The sequence below is a fragment of the Sulfitobacter sp. GN1-4 genome (assembly GCF_055693825.1).
Genome location: NZ_JBVFUQ010000002.1, coordinates 96,634 through 112,689, shown reverse-complemented (window position 1 = coordinate 112,689; position 16,056 = coordinate 96,634). Strand labels below are relative to the sequence as shown.

Sequence of the window (16,056 nt, the reverse complement as noted above, 5' to 3'; positions counted from 1 at the left end):
CGTGAAACTGCAGGATGTGCTGGACAAGATGGAGGCCGCCCCCGGCATCAAATTTGTCTTCCTAGACGCCTGCCGAAACGATCCGTTTGAAGGGGCCATTACCTCCGTTTCCGAAGGGCTGGCGCGCATTGGCAATGCGGCGGATTTCATGATCTCTTTTTCAACCCAGCCCGATAACGTGGCCTATGACGGCACCGGGCGGAACAGCTTTTTTACCGAAGCTTTGCTCAGCCACATCTACACACCCGGCTTGGATGTCTCTGACCTGATGATCACGGTCCGGCGCGATGTGCTGGCCGCAACGGGGGGCGCCAAATTCCGTGGGAAAATTCATCCCTCACCCGGCAATTCCGGTTTGATCCACGGCCCGACACCGTATCGCCCGAAACCCTGCTGTGGCAGGTGGCGGCCAATGCCGGTGACCCGGAGCTGATGGCGCTTTATGCCCAACGCTATCCGCAAGGCACCCATGTTGAGCAGGTCATGGCGTTTTTGGAAACTGGCGACGCGATCCAATCGCGTGATTACGCACCAAAAGAGGATGACGCCCAGGAAGAGCGTTTGTGGCAATTGGCACAGCGCAGCCGGATGCGCCCCCTGGCTCAGTTCTATCTTGATCAGTATCCCAACGGCAAATACGCCCGCGACGCGCGGCGCCTGATTGCCACCTTGCCCTCAGACAGTGACGGCGGCACGGCGCGCTTGTGTGAACGTCTGGCCACGCATCCGCGTGATGCCACGGCCCGCACCGCCGGTGTGCCTTTTGCAAGCCTGCAGCAAAACGCAATCAACGCAATCAACGCCTGTCAATCTGCCGCTGATGCCAATCCGGACCTGCCGCACTACGCCGCACTGTTGGCGCGCGCCACCATCGCCGCGGGCGATATTGAGGGCGCGCTGCGCCTTTACCGTGTGGCCGCGGATCGTGGTGATCTACGCGCGATGGTCAGCCTGGCTTTGCTCACCGAGGCAGGGCGCGGCGTTCCGGCCAACCCCATTGCGGCGTTGCGTCTGTATGAAAAGGCTGCAAACCTCGGCAGCCCGGATGCCCAGATCAATCTGGCGGTGGCGCTTTTTGAAGGCGCGAACGTCGAACAGGATGAGGCCCGCGCCGTATCCCTCCTAAAGCAAGCCGCCGATCAAGGGTCTGCCATTGCGACCTATAACTTGGGTGTCCTGGCCCGTGATGGCAAAGCCGATGCCCCCGCTGACGCGATTGAATATTTCCGCCGCGCCATCACCGCAGGGGAAGCACGCGCCTATGTCGCCAGCGCCATCCTTTATGACGAAGGCCGCATCGTGCCGCGCAACCCAAAAGCGGCCGCAAACATGCTGTTACGCGGCGCGGCTGAGGACGGCGGGCAAAGCATCCAGCAACTCACGACAGCCACCTCTGACTGGTCTCGGGACACCATTATGGCGGTTCAGGAACGGCTCAAAGCCGCTGGATATTATACCAGCACAGTTGATGGGTTGAGCGGTCCAAACTTTGTGGCAGCGCTGGAAACCTGGCGCAACGGAGGGTTTGAACCCAGTGTATTGGTAGAATAACCTTGTCTGAAAACCCAAGGATGCATCATGAAACTTGTCACCTACCGCACTTCCATAGAAGCCGCCGCACGACTGGGTGTGATTGAAAACGGGATGGTCGTCGATGTGGCTGAATTTGGGGCCCACGCGGGTCTGACCCTGCCTGCGCGCATGCTCGACTTTATTGATCTTGGCCCCGTAGCCGTCAAGCGCCTCCGCACGGCACTGCACGCCGCTGGTGGGGATTGGGGCAACGCATCTGCGCTGCCTTTGGCGTCGATCACGCTGCTGGCACCCATTCCAAAACCACGCAAAAACATCTTTGGCATTGGTCTGAATTACCTTGATCACGTCACAGAAAGCGCCAAGGCGCTTGATACTGGGACGGATTTGCCCAAACAGCCTGTGATCTTTTCCAAACCCCCAACAGCCGTGATCGGGCCGGGTGATCCGGTGCGTCATGACGCCAACATCACCCAACAGCTTGATTGGGAAGTTGAGCTTGCTGTGATCATGGGCACCACCGCACAGCGCATATCTCGTGAAAGCGCCCTTAATCACGTCTTTGGATATTCCATCATAATTGATGTCTCCGCCCGCGATAACCGGCGCGCGGGTCAGTGGATATTCTCCAAAGGGATGGACAGCTATGCACCCTTTGGCCCCTGCATCGTCACCGCAGATGAAATCCCAGATCCGCAAACGCTGGATTTGTGGCTGACGGTGAATGGTGTGGAAAAGCAACGCTCCAACACGTCAAACATGCTTTTCAAAGTGGATGAGCTGATTGCTGATCTTTCAAGCGGCATCACGTTAGAACCGGGTGACATCATCGCCTCCGGCACGCCCGAAGGGGTTGGCGCAGGCCGCGACCCGCAAGAGTGGATGTGGCCCGGCGACGTTATGGAGGCGCATATCGAAGGCATCGGTGCCATTCGCCACCCCATCGTCAACGTCACCAAGCTTTAGCGCGGATACCCTTAGGTCGCGGTCCAGCGGATAAGGCTACCCCGCACCTCACGCGCAGTGACGATCGTGCCTTTGGCGGCAACTGACATCTCTGGCTGGACGCGAACCGCTTGATACACCTGTTCCGCGGCGCGCTTGCTGATGATGCTCTTGTCTGCGCCTGCGATCACCTCAATCTCCAGTGAGAAATGGTCAGCACCCGCTGTGATGTGAAAATCACCCACCTCATCCAGCCTGAACAAAGCGTCTTCCACTGCGTTCATCTGAATGGGGCGTCCACTGACCAGAACGTCTGGCGATGTCGGGTCCAACGGTTGGATCAACGGAAACACATCAAAAGGTGAGCCCCCTGCCCTGCGACTGCGCAGCGTTACCCGTTGCCCGGTGTTCCAGCGCAAAAACGGTGTGGCGTGGTTCGTCACTAGTGAGGTCAGGATCAAAAGCCCTGGCTCACCCTCCCCTATAGGTGCCAGCGTGTCAGCATCCAGAACTTCCGGAAAGCAAAAGTCGGACCAGAAACGATACCCGAAACACTCGGCATCTTCGCAACCCGCCAACATCATTTCGGGAAAGCCCCAGCAATGACGCACCTCTGCGCCCCAAAGGCGGGCAAGCTTGCGGCGTTTTGCATCCGACAAAGGCGCGCCGCTGCACAATAGCCGCGCGACCCCTGCCTGCGCCAACGGCACCCCAGCATCACGCGCGCGTATCCCCAAATGTAGCGCGAGATCCGCCTCTCCAATCCAGCCCGATGGCCGCTGATCTTCGATCAGCTTTAACTGCTCTGCGCCAGGGGTGTCGCCAGCCCAGATCACCCCCATGCCCACTTCGCTTGCGCTGCGCGCCATCAACTGGCCCCATGGGTCCACGCCAAAGGGCATTGCCACCTGCAGAATATCTTCATCCGTAAAGCCCGACAGAACCAAGGCGCGTTTGACCCCGATCATCGCGTGCGTGATGTCCTGTTTTGTCCTTGGATAGATCAGGTTGCCGCCAAACTCAGGCCCCGCGCGCCAATACTCCGTCGTCTTTTGGCGGGTAGCTAGGCAGAATTGGGTACGAAAGGCATCGGGGCTAAGCTGGGCAAGATCCTGCGTTTGCAACAGCGGCAACTGTTGCCACTGGTCAGGGTCCGTGATGGTGTTGACGTCGATGTCGTTTAACATCCCCTCGTAGAACGGGCAGGTCTGAGCCTGCAACACCGCGTTGATCCGGTGCAGGGTCTGGACGTTCAACAGCCCCGCCACACGTTCAGGAATACCAAGATCAATTACTGGATGTATCATTGCGCCCAATCTCCGCGTGTCGGTGGGCGCCTGCAGTGGGTCTACAAAACCGCTGTCGCCTCAATCTCGACCAATGCTTCGTCTTCAATCAAACCGGCCACAACAACCATTGTCATCGCCGGAAAATGCCGGCCCAGGACCTTGCGATAAACTTCGCCAACTTCCCGCTGTCGGGCAAGGTATTCTTTCTTGTCGACAACATACCACGTCAGCCGGACAATATCTTCTGCTGTCCCGCCCGCAGTTGTGACCACATCGACAATATTGCGCAAAGCCTGTTCCATTTGGCCAATAAAGTCATGGGTTTCAAAAACCTGATCTGCATTCCAGCCGATCTGCCCGCCGACAAACAACTGATTGTCTGCCGTTTTTACACCGTTGGCATAGCCCTTGGCCTTGGCCCATCCCTCTGGCTGGATCACGTCATGTGGCATGTCTTACTCCTTATTATCGGGGGGCTATACCGCCGCCCGCTGTTGCTTTTTTTGCGTTATCCACCCAAAAACCGGGCTTTGGTGTCATCATCCAACATATCCAAGGTGCCGTGCCAAACAGACACCCCGCGTTCCAAGATCACCCCGGCGTCGGCAACATTGCGCAACTCATCAAGCGCCCCATCCACCACCAAGATCGCAAGGCCCGTTGTCATCTTGAGCGTTGCAATGGCGGTCCAGATCTCTTGGCGCGCGGGCGCGGGCAGCCCTTCGGTCACCTCATCCAGGATCAACAAACGCGGGTTGGTCATGAGCGCGCGGCCCATGGCCAGCATCTGCTGATCTGCCGCAGACAATGTCCCCGCCTTGTGTCGCCCCCGCTCCGCTAGCCGCGGGAAAAGGTGATGCACCCGGTCTGCCGTCCATTCGCCCCGCCGTGCTGAAACGCGCAGGTTTTCTTGTACTGTGAGATTGGGGAATATCCGCCCCCCTCAGGAACAAGGCCGAGGCCCAAAGCCGCAGCCTTATACGCTGTCACGCTCGCCAGATCCTGGCCTGCAAAGCGCACCTGCCCTTGTGAATGCGGCAGCAACCGCGAAATGACATTTACAGTGGTGGATTTCCCCATCCCACTGCGCCCCATCAGGGCAACAACCTCTCCCTCATCGACCATCAGATCGACACCGAACAACGCCTGTCGCGCCCCGTAACCTGCGGTGATCCCGTCCACTGTCAGAAGGCTCATCTTACCGCGCCCTCCCCCTGAAAGATCAGTTGAACGTGCGGGTTTTCGCGCATCTCATCCAGGCTGCCACTGGCGATGATGGCACCTTGGTCCAAGACGCTGATCCGGTCGGCACAGGCTGCGACGGTCTCCAAACTCCGTTCTGCCAGCAGGATCGGCGCCTCGTGCTTCAGCTCTTGGAAAAACGCGCTGAGTTGACGCGCGTCCGCGGCACCCATACCGGCAAAGGGTTCGTCTAGCAAAAAGGCCTGCGGTGCGAGGGTTAGCGCAATCGCAATCTCCAACTGGCGTCTTTGTTCATGCGAAAGATCCCCGGCAAGGACATCTTCCAGATCGGTCAGGGCAAGCCGGTCCAGTGCCGCGCGGGCACGGGCCAGCAAGGTGTGATCCCGCATCGCAGGCCGCAGCAACCGAAACGCCCAACCGCGTTGGCCAACCGCCCCCAGAACGACGTTTTGCAACACGGTGAGCTCCATCGCCATGATCGGCACCTGAAAGCTGCGCACCAGCCCCGCGCGGGCACGCCGCACAGGGTGCACTCGCGATATGTCTTTGCCCTGAAAGGTGACTGTGCCTGAATCTGGGCGCAGGGTGCCCGCAATTTGGTCAATCAACGTGGACTTTCCCGCCCCCTTGGGGGCCACCAAGGCGTGCACTTCGCCCCGGCGCAAATCAAGCGACACATCATCACTGATCCGTCGCCCGCCAAAGGATTTTTCAAGATGGCGCAGCTGAAGGACGTTATCCCGCATATCGGGTCTCCTTGCGTGCCAACACACCCATGATCCCGCCCTGAACAAAGAGCGCGCCGCAAAGCACCAGCGCCCCCAGACCGATCAGCCAATAGTCAGTGAGCCCCCCCACGAAATGCTCCGCCACGACAAAAACTGCGGCCCCTAGAACCGGACCGTAAAGCCGCGCAACACCCCCCAAATACACGATGATCAGCAACTGGGATGAGAGCTGCCAACTGAACATCTCCGGTCCGGCACCAGCATTGAATTCCGCAAAAAGCGCGCCAGCCAGACCGGTGATGGCACCTGAGATAACAAACGCCACAAGCCGCAGACGGTAGACATGGATCCCCACGCTATGCATCTGCGCTTCGCTTTGCCGGGCACCGACCAAGGCCAAACCAAAAGGCGACAACCGCAGCCGGTGCAGAAACCACAGCACAAGGCACAAAAGCACCACGCAGATGGCGTAATACTGGACGGGAAGACTGGTATCCAACACTGGAAAACCGTGGCGCGTGGTGATGGGTAGCCCCTCTGCCCCCCAAGCCAGGGCCAGGCCAGCGCGGCGGCATAGATCGCATGCCCAAAGGCCAGGGTGACCAGAACAAAGGCCACGCCCTTGGCGCGCAGGCTTAGCGCCCCGATCAAAAGCGCCAGCGCCCCAGACACCACAATGGCCACCAGCAAAACGGCGGGCAGCGTGAGGTTTTCCTGGAGCAAAAGAGGTATTCCTGATGTGTCCGCAAAGCGCGCGATGAGCACCGTGGCATAGCCTCCGGCCCCAAAAAACGCCGCATGCCCCAGGCTGACCAGCCCTCCCTGCCCCACAATCAAGTTCAATCCAAGCGCGGCTAAGGCAAGGATCACCGTTTTGGTCGCCAGTGAAATACTCAGGGGTGCATCCATGAAAAGGGCAAAGGCCGGCACCAGAAACAGGCAGATCAGAACGACCGCGTTGATATAACGCTCCCCCCTCATCTTAAGCGCGTCCAAAAAGACCCGAAGGCCGGACCAGAAGAACCACCGCCAAAAGGACATAGATCAGCAGCGGGGCCAGCGCCGTTGCGACGCCCGTGGCCGTTGCTGGGGCCATGAAAGTTTCAAACAGGATTGGCAAAAATGCTTGGCCGAAACTGGTGGTCAGCCCGACCAAGATGGCCGCCACGAAAGCACCTTTGAGTGAGCCGATCCCACCAATGACAATCACCACGGCGGCAAGGATCAGAACCGGCGCACCCATGCCGATCTCCGCGCCATGGGCTACGCCCATCAGCGCGCCGGACAGGCCTGCGAGCCCCGCACCCAGGGCGAAAACCACGCTGCACAACACGGACGTATTGATACCAAGCGCCCCAGCCATCTCACGATCATGCGCCGCAGCGCGCAGCCGGGTGCCAAAACGAGTTGCCACGAGCAATATATAAAGCGCCAGAGCGACAGTGAGACCAACGGCAAGGATTCCCAAACCCAAGGCCGGGTACTGGACCCCACCGGGAAGTGTCACGTTCCCCGCCAATGCCGCTGGCACCTCAAGCGTCATGTCCGTTGATCCCGCGCCCCACCGCAGCGCCTCCGTGAACAGGAGCATCAGGGCCAGCCCCACCATCACCTGATCCAAAGGCCCGCGCGCGTAAAACCGCCGGATGATCATGCGCTCCACGATCATCCCCATAAGGGCGGCAGTCATCAGACTTGCCACCAATCCCAGCGCAAAGTGCCCAGCCCAGCCCGCAATGGTGGCCGCCGCAACAGCGCCGGTCAAAAGAAACGCACCATGCGCCAAGTTTAAAAACCCAGTAACACCAATGATCAGGGTCAACCCGGCCGCAACGCCAAACAACAGCAGACCAGACTGAAGGCCGTTAAGGATCAGCTCTATCACCACAAGCGTTGTCATCTCCCTAGGTGACCCCCGGCCTTTGCGTGCCAAAAATTGCGTCGTCGCGCACCTTGACCCTGCGACAGGCAGGCGCTTACCCCCTATCAGAGATCTGGCATATCAACCTTTGAACGTCGGGCCAATTGCGTTAGGTCGAAAACCGCCTGGCAGTGCTGCGCAGGGCGTGCAAGGAAACCTACTGTGCCGTCTTTTTTATTTCAAGCTCAAAATATTATAGCTTAAATTAATTCGCATGCCGAATGAGAATACCCCTCATCCAACCCGTTACGATTTCCTGTACAAAAGTGCGCGCGTAGGCTCTGCAAGTCCATCTGCACTACGCGGCCTTTTCAATGCTTTCGATATCCGGGCGTAAATGTCGCTAATTGCCCGCCTTTCTATGATTGACAACCGGGCATCAGATATTTCAAATCAGAGATTGTAAATAATACATTACAGGGAAAGTGCCGCCAGAAATGACATCGAAGTTCAACAAAAAAAGGCCTTTGGCCACTTGCGTTGTCAGTTCGTGACGGCTGTGATATGAAATAGCGGTGTTACGGATCATCTAGCCAATCGATCCACAACGTGACGCACCAAGGGAAGCAATGACATCGTCGGACGATAATAACGAATTGGTCCCAGAGGACCTCTATCATCGGTCCTATGCAGATCTAACGGAGTTGCAAATGCAGCTGCCGGAGGAAGCCGTCGTTTCTTTGGCCCGGGAGGTGTTGGACAGGTTGGCGCGCAACCTCAAAGAGCCACCGACGATTCCGGAAAACGTGGAAACGCTGACATCCGCTTTGATCGGCCCCGATCCCAGGACACCGGCATCCTTCATTGAAAACCAGCTGAATGACGGCATGGCGGTTGAAGACCTTTATCTGACCTACATCGCCCAGGCCGCACGCAAACTGGGTGAGTGGTGGGAAACGGATCAGATCACCTTTGCCCAAGTCACCGTTGGGATTGGCCGGATCTATGCGATCATGCGCACCATCAGCCACCGGCTGGTGCCGATCAAACTGCCAGAAAAACGCGCAGCGCTTTTTGCCTCTGTGCCGGGCGACAATCACACCCTTGGGGTGAAGATGGCCGCGGATTTGGCGCGCAAGGATGGTTGGGAAATAGATCTCCGGCGCGACCTTGACCATGATGCGCTGATTGAGGTCATCACCGAAAAAGAGCCGCTGCTTATTGGTCTCTCGGCAGGGGGCAATCACTCACTCCCGAACCTTGCCAAGCTGGTGCTCGCCCTCCGGATCTGCGCGCCAAACGCGCTGATCGTGGTCAGCGGCAACATCGGCAGCGTTGCTGCGGACAGTGTAAAGCTGATGCATGTCGACGGGCTGTCGCCAGATTATGATGAGGCAATGGGCCGGCTGGATGACCTTTGGGAACGCCTGCAAGAGATCCGCGCAAAATAAAAACGGCGCTGCCTTAGGCCGCGCCGTTTGATCATTTGTTCCTGCAGTTCAGGACTTAGGATTCAGGCTGTGGCCCGACGGAGACCAGGTAGGCCCAAACGTCTTTTGCGTCCTGTTCATCGCCCAGTTTGAACGACATCTTGGAGCGCGCTTTTTTGTCATCCAGTGTCTTGCGCAGGTATGCGCGCGGGTCTGCGACATATTCGACGAAGTTCGCTTCGTCCCACATCACGCCGCTTTCGCCGACTTCAACCAAGGACTTACCGTACTTCTTGCCAAATTCTTCTTCGGAGCCAGCCTGACGGTTCAGAATGCCATAAAGGTTCGGACCGTTGCGGCCGCCCTTCACAATAACTTCGCCTTCTGCATCAACCACAGAGTGGCATGCCTTACACTTCTTAAAGACATCCTCACCGGCAGCTGCATCACCCGTTGCGTGACCGTCTGCGAAAGCTGGACCAGCAGCCAAGGCAAAGCCCACAATGGCCGTTTTCAACATATTCATGAAATACTCCTGTTTGCTAGCGTGTGACACATTCTCTCCCCGCATCACTCGCGTGTTTGATGCCAACTAGGTTGATTGCGCCAAAGTCAACGTTGGAGCACAAAAATAGTTACTCCTCTTTGGTACTACAACGGACAATTCTGGGGCTTAACCTGACAATTCGGTGAGGTGTACCGCCCAGATTACACTTGTCGACTCATGATCTGTCAGTCTAGATTGACACTTATATGAGTATCTCTTCAGATATCTCCGTCCGGCGCCTGCCTGAACCGGCGGCAATGTTGCAGTTGATCAAGCCGATCACCTGGTTTCCACCTATGTGGGCATACCTTTGCGGCGTCATCTCATCGGGTGCTGTACTCAGCGGTCAGTGGATGATGATCCTTTTGGGGATTCTGCTTGCAGGCCCCATCGTTTGCGGGATGAGCCAGGCGGCAAATGACTGGTGTGACCGCCATGTCGACGCCATCAACGAACCACACCGTCCTATCCCGTCTGGCCGTATTCCTGGCCGTTGGGGGCTTTGGATCGCGCTGGGAATGTCGCTGTTGTCGCTGTTTGTGGGCTGGCAACTGGGCCCGTGGGGCTTTGGCGCGACGGTTCTTGGCGTGCTGGCGGCCTGGGCCTATTCAGCGGAACCTGTCCGTCTTAAGAAATCCGGCTGGTGGGGACCGGGGCTTGTTGGCCTTTGCTACGAAGGCCTGCCATGGTTCACCGGGGCGGCGGTCGTGTCAGCGGGCGCACCCACCTGGCCGGTGGTAATCGTGGCCACACTTTATGCCCTTGGCGCTCACGGCATCATGACGCTGAATGATTTCAAAGCGCTGGAAGGTGACACCAAAACTGGCGTCAATTCCTTGCCCGTCACACTCGGCCCCCGCCGTGCGGCGGTTGTGGCCTGCTGGGGCATGGCGCTACCGCAAACCTTTGTCATCTCGCTGCTGTTGCTGTGGGACAAACCGTGGCACGCTGCCGCCATCACCTGCCTGCTGGTGGCACAAATCGCGGCCATGCGTGTCCTGCTGCGTGACCCCAAAGGGCGCGCGCCGTGGTACAACGGCACGGGCGTCACGCTCTATGTCTCCGGGATGATGGTGGCAGCCTTTGCCATCCGGGGGTTCGCATGACCCTCAGTTGGAGCCAAATCGCCCGCATGGGACTGGTCCAGATGGCGCTTGGTGCCATTGTGGTTCTGACCACATCCACACTGAACCGTTTGATGGTGGTGGAATTTGCATTGCCAGCCATCCTGCCCGGGATGCTTGTTGGTCTGCACTATGGCATCCAGCTGTCCCGGCCCCGCTGGGGCTTTATCTCAGACACCGGCGGCAACAGAACAAAGTGGATCATTGGCGGCATGGCCGTGCTCGCCTTAGGTGGTTTCCTGGCCGCCTTTGCGGTCACCCTCTTTGCGGCCAGCTTTTGGACGGCCCTGCTGCTGTCAATTCTGGCCTATGCGATGATCGGCGTGGGCGTCGGTGCCTCTGGTACTTCACTGTTGGCGCTTTTGGCCACGGCAACCGCGCCCCAGCGCCGTGCAGCCGCCGCTACCATCACCTGGCTGATGATGATCTTTGGCATCGCACTCACCGCGGGCCTTGCTGGCAGCTTTCTGGACCCCTACTCACCCGCACGGCTTCTTAGCGTTGTCGCTGTGGTCGTCTCACTTGCATTCGTCATGACGGTGCTGGCGGTTTGGGGCATCGAAGCCCGTGTCACCACAATCCGCGAACCCGATCATACCCCCTTTATGGAGGGCCTGCGTGAGGTTTGGGCAGAACGCAAAACGCGCAACTTCACGCTTTTCGTTTTTCTGTCGATGAACGCCTATTTCATGCAAGAGCTTATCCTCGAACCCTTCGCGGGCCTTGTCTGGGGCTTTACCCCTGGCCAATCCACGTCGCTTTCGGGGGCGCAGAACGGCGGTGTTTTCGTCGGTATGCTGACCGTCGGGATCATGGCGACCGGCTTTAAAATCGGCGCGCTACGCGCATGGATCATTGCCGGTTGCCTGGGCTCTGCGCTCAGCCTCGCGGCGATTGCGACGGCCCTGGTGCCGCTGGTCCCGAGTGTTGTGGCTTTGGGCGTCTTTAACGGCATGTTCGCCGTTGCTGCGATTGGCTCCATGATGGCGCTGGCCGCCGAAGGACGGGGCAGGCGCGAAGGCACACGCATGGGCCTTTGGGGCGCCGCGCAGGCGATTGCGGCGGGCTTTGGCGGGCTGACCGGCGCCGCCGCCGTTGATGTGATGCGCAGCGTGCAACCGGACGCCACCGCTTTTGGCACCGTCTTTATTGCAGAAGCCTTTCTTTTCATCGCAGCCAGCCTGATGGCGCTGCACATCATGGACAACACGAAAGTCGCCTCAGCGACTATGGTACCGGGGGAATAGATATGTTTGACGTCGTCGTCGTGGGCGGAGGCCCGTCCGGAGCCACCGCAGCAGAAGAACTTGCACGCTCTGGTCACAAGGTTGCAATGCTTGACCGGGATGGCCGCATCAAACCTTGCGGTGGGGCCGTCCCACCCCGATTGATCACCGATTTCCGCATCCCGGATGAACAGATCGTGGCGCGCATCTCAACCGCGCGCATGATCTCGCCGACCCAACGCCAGGTCGATATCCCAATTGAAAATGGCTATGTCGGCATGGTCGACCGGGAACATTTTGATGAATACCTGCGCACCCGCGCAACGGAAGCTGGCGTGACCCGGCTAACCGGCACCTTCACCCGGATTGAGCGTGATGCGACAGGCACGCATGTACGCTACCGCGACAAGGCCACGGGCGAGATTGAGAGCCTGCACACCAAGCTGGTGATCGGCGCCGATGGCGCGCGCTCCAATGTGGCCAAGGCCGAAGTCCCGGGGGGCGACAAAATCCCTTATGTCATCGCCTATCACGAAATCATCGAAGCGCCTGAGGCAACCCAGCACTACGATCCCAAACGCTGCGATGTGATCTATGACGGCACGATCAGCCCCGATTTTTATGGCTGGGTCTTTCCGCATGGCAAATCCGCCTCTGTCGGCATGGGCACGGGCCTGGACGGCGTGGACTTGAAAAAGGCCACCGCTGAGCTGCGCACCGCCTCTGGCCTTGAGCATTGCAAAACCATCCGCCGCGAAGGCGCGCCCATCCCGCTCAAACCGATGGACCGTTGGGACAATGGCCGCGACGTGGTGCTGGCAGGGGATGCCGCAGGCGTTGTGGCTCCGTCCTCAGGCGAAGGCATCTATTACGCGATGATCGGCGGCCAGGTTGCAGCCACTGCCGCCGCTGCCTGTCTTAGCACCGGACGCGCCAAAGATCTGCAACTGGCCCGCAAGCTTTTCATGCGCGAACACAAACAGGTGTTCCGGGTGCTGGGGGCGATGCAAAACGCCTATTACCGCTCCGACGCGCGCCGCGAACGCTTTGTCTCGCTTTGTCATGACATTGATGTGCAACGCCTGACGTTTGAGGCCTATATGAACAAAAAACTGGTCAAGGCGCGCCCTATGGCACACCTCAAGATCGGCATCAAAAACCTTGCGCATCTCACCGGTTTGGTGTCTGAGACCCGCGTCTAAAGGAGACGACAATGGACGGCGGCATGGCCCCTACAAACATCATGATCCCCGCCTGGGTCGATGGCACGCTAACGCCGGTGGAAAAGCTCGCCGCGCATCAGCGGGGTCTGCGCCACCTTGCGATCTCGGTCTTTGTGATCCGCGATGGGGCGATCCTGATCCAGCAGCGCGCGATGGGCAAATATCACACGCCCGGCCTTTGGGCGAACACCTGCTGCACCCATCCCGCCTGGAACGAAGACGCGCTGGCCTGCGCCCATCGACGCGTGAAAGAAGAGCTGGGCATCACCGGCCTGACACCGACGCACCGCGGCCAGGTGGAATACCGCGCCGATGTGGGCGGCGGGCTGATCGAACATGAGGTGGTTGAGGTCTTTGTGGCCGATGCCGCACCCGACATGCCGTTGCTGCCAAATCCTGAGGAAGTGATGGCGACCCGCTGGATCACGCCAGAAGCGCTTGCCGCTGAAATTGAGGCGACGCCGGATCAATTCACGCCCTGGCTGCGCATCTACCTGCGCGATCACCACGCTCTTATCTTAGGCTAGGGGATCGCCCCTGCGCGTCGGCGCGCCCCGAAAAATCCAATGATTTCGGCAGGGGCGCATGATGCCTAATGCTACAATTCGGCTCTAAACACTGACTTTCTGCCCGACCGCTTGCAAAGCGGTTGCGGCGATATCAGTCGCGGTCAGGCCTGCATCAGCATACATCGCATCAGGGGCCGCTTGATCAATGAACCTGTCCGGCAAGGTCATTGTGCGCACAGCAAGAGAGCCGTCCAACAGCCCCTCGCCCGCCAAATCATGCAAAACCATCGCGCCAAAGCCACCCTGAGCCCCCTGTTCCACCGTGATCAACGCCCGGTGCGTGCGGGCCAACCGGTGGATCAAAGGCCGGTCCAACGGTTTGGCAAATCGGGCATCCGCAAGCGTGACACTCACGCCGCGCGCGGCCAGCAGATCAGCTGCTTTGCGGCATTCGCCCAGATGCGCGCCAAAAGACAAAAGGGCGACGTCTTCGCCGTCAAAAATCACCCGGCCTTTGCCGATCTCCAGCACCTCACCTGTCTCAGGCATCGGGATGCCCTCCCCCTCGCCCCGCGGATAGCGGAAGGCGATGGGGCCGCTGTCATGGGCCACGGCGGTGGCGACCATATGCACCAGCTCCGCTTCGTCAGCGGCCGCCATCACGGTCATATTGGGCAAGGCGGCCAGATATCCGACATCGAAGGCCCCGGCATGGGTCGCGCCATCGGCACCCACCAATCCAGCCCGGTCAATCGCGAAACGCACAGGCAGGTTTTGCAGGGCCACGTCATGGACCACCTGATCATACCCGCGCTGTAAGAAGGTTGAATAGATCGCGCAAAAAGGCTTCAGGCCCGACGCGGCCAGGCCTGCGGCAAAGGTCACACCGTGTTGCTCGGCGATGCCCACATCAAACATCCGCTTGGGGTGGGCCTTGGCAAAGATATCCATGCCCGTCCCGCCCGGCATCGCCGCAGTGATGCCCACAATGCGGGGATCCTGCACCGCCAGATCCGTCAACGCCTGACCAAAGACCTTGGTATAGCTCGGGGCGTTGGGGCGTTTCTTGGCCTGTGTGCCGCAGGCCACCGTGAACTTACCCACACCGTGGTATTTATCGGCCGATTGCTCCGCTGGGGCGTATCCTTTGCCCTTCACCGTGCAGCAATGGATCAGAACGGGTCCCGTCGCCCGCGCGCGTGCGGCACGCAGCACGGTCATTAACTGGTCAATGTCGTGGCCGTTGATGGGACCCACGTATTGGAACCCCAGTTCTTCAAACAACGTGCCTTGTGCGCCAACCGCACCCGTCACCAGTTGCCGCGCCCGGCGAGCGTGATCGCGCAAGGGGCCAGGCAAGGCCGCTTCAAAGCCTTCGGCCATCTGCTGCAACTCACCCAAAGGGGAGCCGTAAAGGCCGGATAGATACTGTGACATCGCACCGACGGGTGGGGCAATCGACATTTCATTGTCGTTGAGGATGACGAACATGCGCCGCCCCTCGGAGCCTGCGTTGTTCAACGCTTCATAGGCCATGCCCGCACTGATGGAGCCATCCCCAATCACCGCAATCGCATCACCCGTCTCTTCGCCCATGTCGCGGCCCACCGTGAACCCCAAAGCGGCCGATATGGAGGTAGAGGAATGCGCAGCACCAAAGGGGTCATATTCGGATTCGCTGCGCTTGGTGAAACCGCTGATCCCACCCTCTTGGCGCAAGCTGCGCATCCGGTCACGGCGCCCGGTCAGCACCTTGTGCGGGTAGCATTGATGCCCCACATCCCAGATCAGCTTATCGCGCGGCGTATCAAACACCGCATGCAACGCCACCGTCAGTTCCACCACACCCAAGGAAGAGCCTAGATGCCCCCCGGTTTGGGCAACAGCTTCGATCACTTCTGCGCGCAACTCATCCGATACGTGGCGCAGATCGGTGGTGGACATGGCACGCAGATCCTTCGGATCACGGACACGGTCAAGAAAAGGGGTGGCAGTCATAACGATCTCCTTTGGCTACGGAGGTAGGCCCTGTTGGCCGGGATCGGAGGGGACCGCGCCGCAAGCGATGCCGCCCCCTCCGGTTCCCGTAGCCAACAGGACATGTCGGGAAAGCCTCTTCCCGACGTTTCCGGACCGGTCAAGGGACATGACAGGGCCGGAACTGGCAGGCAGGACCACGAAGGGCGCGGTCCCGCCAATCTTCATGCAATCTGATCGTGGCTTTCGGTCAGATTGTAGGAAAACGGCGTGGGGTCATCCGCTTCCTTTGATTCCTCAGGTAGCAGCAGCCCGATGGCGTAGGTGATCCAAATCAGGAACCCAACTGCGACACAGAACAGCGCGGCATAGCCTGCTCCTTTGAGCATCAGGGTCAGGATGTCGGCCCTCAGACGGAAATCACCGCCACCCGTTCGGAGATAGTCGTTGTTGTCACTCAT

Annotated in this window: 16 protein-coding genes and 2 pseudogenes; 8 read left to right on the top strand and 10 right to left on the bottom strand. The window is 59.2% G+C overall.

The annotated features are described in order from the left end of the window. The 3 genes from ACZ1HM_RS00635 to ACZ1HM_RS00625 form a co-directional block, all read left to right on the top strand. Positions 1 to 433, top strand: a 433-nt coding sequence (locus ACZ1HM_RS00635; protein ID WP_472740529.1) for a caspase family protein, incomplete at its 5' end; no start/stop codon positions are given. After that, positions 403 to 1,551, top strand: a complete 1,149-nt coding sequence (locus ACZ1HM_RS00630) for an SEL1-like repeat protein (RefSeq protein WP_472740527.1) — start codon at positions 403 to 405, stop codon at positions 1,549 to 1,551. The genes ACZ1HM_RS00635 and ACZ1HM_RS00630, both read left to right, overlap by 31 nt. A 27-nt stretch (positions 1,552 to 1,578) precedes the next feature. Beyond that, positions 1,579 to 2,499 carry a fumarylacetoacetate hydrolase family protein gene (locus ACZ1HM_RS00625; protein WP_472740525.1) on the top strand — a complete coding sequence of 307 codons (921 nt, stop codon included), beginning with the start codon at positions 1,579 to 1,581 and terminating at the stop codon, positions 2,497 to 2,499. 11 nt (positions 2,500 to 2,510) lie between these two features. Here ACZ1HM_RS00625 and ACZ1HM_RS00620 read toward each other — a convergent pair whose 3' ends face one another. The 7 genes and pseudogenes from ACZ1HM_RS00620 to ACZ1HM_RS00590 all read right to left on the bottom strand — a co-directional run bounded on the left by ACZ1HM_RS00620 (position 2,511) and on the right by ACZ1HM_RS00590 (position 7,598). Then, the gene (locus tag ACZ1HM_RS00620) at positions 2,511 to 3,785 is read right to left on the bottom strand and encodes a phenylacetate--CoA ligase family protein (protein ID WP_472740524.1); all 1,275 of its coding nucleotides are present in this window, start codon (positions 3,783 to 3,785) and stop codon (positions 2,511 to 2,513) included. Positions 3,786 to 3,826: 41 nt separating this feature from the next. After that, positions 3,827 to 4,219: a RidA family protein gene (locus tag ACZ1HM_RS00615; RefSeq protein ID WP_472740522.1), complete on the bottom strand. Its 393-nt coding sequence runs from the start codon at positions 4,217 to 4,219 to the stop codon at positions 3,827 to 3,829. 56 nt (positions 4,220 to 4,275) lie between these two features. Then, a pseudogene (locus ACZ1HM_RS00610) lies at positions 4,276 to 4,964 on the bottom strand (ABC transporter ATP-binding protein). Then, a complete protein-coding gene (locus tag ACZ1HM_RS00605) occupies positions 4,961 to 5,716 on the bottom strand; it encodes an ABC transporter ATP-binding protein (protein ID WP_472740520.1) in 756 nt (251 codons plus the stop codon). Before ACZ1HM_RS00605 ends, ACZ1HM_RS00610 begins: the two are co-directional and overlap by 4 nt. After that, a complete protein-coding gene (locus tag ACZ1HM_RS00600; protein WP_472740518.1) occupies positions 5,706 to 6,197 on the bottom strand; it encodes a branched-chain amino acid ABC transporter permease in 492 nt (163 codons plus the stop codon). The genes ACZ1HM_RS00605 and ACZ1HM_RS00600 overlap by 11 nt, the downstream gene beginning before the upstream one ends. Before the next feature lie 83 nt (positions 6,198 to 6,280). Next, positions 6,281 to 6,607: pseudogene (locus tag ACZ1HM_RS00595) on the bottom strand (ABC transporter permease subunit); the annotation flags it as partial. A gap of 73 nt (positions 6,608 to 6,680) precedes the next feature. Continuing rightward, positions 6,681 to 7,598, bottom strand: a complete 918-nt coding sequence (locus ACZ1HM_RS00590; RefSeq protein WP_472740517.1) for a branched-chain amino acid ABC transporter permease — start codon at positions 7,596 to 7,598, stop codon at positions 6,681 to 6,683. 671 nt (positions 7,599 to 8,269) lie between these two features. Between ACZ1HM_RS00590 and ACZ1HM_RS00585 the strand changes: the two genes are divergently transcribed. Continuing rightward, a complete protein-coding gene (locus tag ACZ1HM_RS00585; RefSeq protein WP_472740515.1) occupies positions 8,270 to 9,010 on the top strand; it encodes a cobalamin B12-binding domain-containing protein in 741 nt (246 codons plus the stop codon). 55 nt (positions 9,011 to 9,065) lie between these two features. Here ACZ1HM_RS00585 and ACZ1HM_RS00580 read toward each other — a convergent pair whose 3' ends face one another. Further along, positions 9,066 to 9,515, bottom strand: coding sequence for a c-type cytochrome (locus ACZ1HM_RS00580; RefSeq protein ID WP_472740513.1), 450 nt, complete (start codon positions 9,513 to 9,515; stop codon positions 9,066 to 9,068). Between the two features lie 227 nt (positions 9,516 to 9,742). Between ACZ1HM_RS00580 and chlG the strand changes: the two genes are divergently transcribed. The 4 genes from chlG to idi are packed head-to-tail and all read left to right on the top strand — an operon-like array spanning position 9,743 to position 13,636. Further along, the gene (gene chlG / locus ACZ1HM_RS00575) at positions 9,743 to 10,642 is read left to right on the top strand and encodes a chlorophyll synthase ChlG (RefSeq protein WP_472740511.1); all 900 of its coding nucleotides are present in this window, start codon (positions 9,743 to 9,745) and stop codon (positions 10,640 to 10,642) included. After that, positions 10,639 to 11,907: a BCD family MFS transporter gene (locus ACZ1HM_RS00570; protein ID WP_472740510.1), complete on the top strand. Its 1,269-nt coding sequence runs from the start codon at positions 10,639 to 10,641 to the stop codon at positions 11,905 to 11,907. Before chlG ends, ACZ1HM_RS00570 begins: the two co-directional genes overlap by 4 nt. 2 nt (positions 11,908 to 11,909) lie before the next feature. After that, entirely contained in the window at positions 11,910 to 13,088 is a 1,179-nt protein-coding gene (locus ACZ1HM_RS00565) for a geranylgeranyl diphosphate reductase (protein ID WP_472740508.1), read from the top strand. A gap of 11 nt (positions 13,089 to 13,099) precedes the next feature. Continuing rightward, positions 13,100 to 13,636: an isopentenyl-diphosphate Delta-isomerase gene (idi, locus tag ACZ1HM_RS00560; protein ID WP_472740506.1), complete on the top strand. Its 537-nt coding sequence runs from the start codon at positions 13,100 to 13,102 to the stop codon at positions 13,634 to 13,636. A gap of 84 nt (positions 13,637 to 13,720) precedes the next feature. On the opposite strand, the gene dxs is transcribed toward idi, so the two are convergent. Both dxs and pufX read right to left on the bottom strand, forming a co-directional pair. Beyond that, entirely contained in the window at positions 13,721 to 15,616 is a 1,896-nt protein-coding gene (gene dxs, locus ACZ1HM_RS00555) for a 1-deoxy-D-xylulose-5-phosphate synthase (RefSeq protein ID WP_472740504.1), read from the bottom strand. A gap of 203 nt (positions 15,617 to 15,819) precedes the next feature. Further along, entirely contained in the window at positions 15,820 to 16,056 is a 237-nt protein-coding gene (gene pufX, locus ACZ1HM_RS00550; protein ID WP_472740502.1) for an RC-LH1 core complex protein PufX, read from the bottom strand.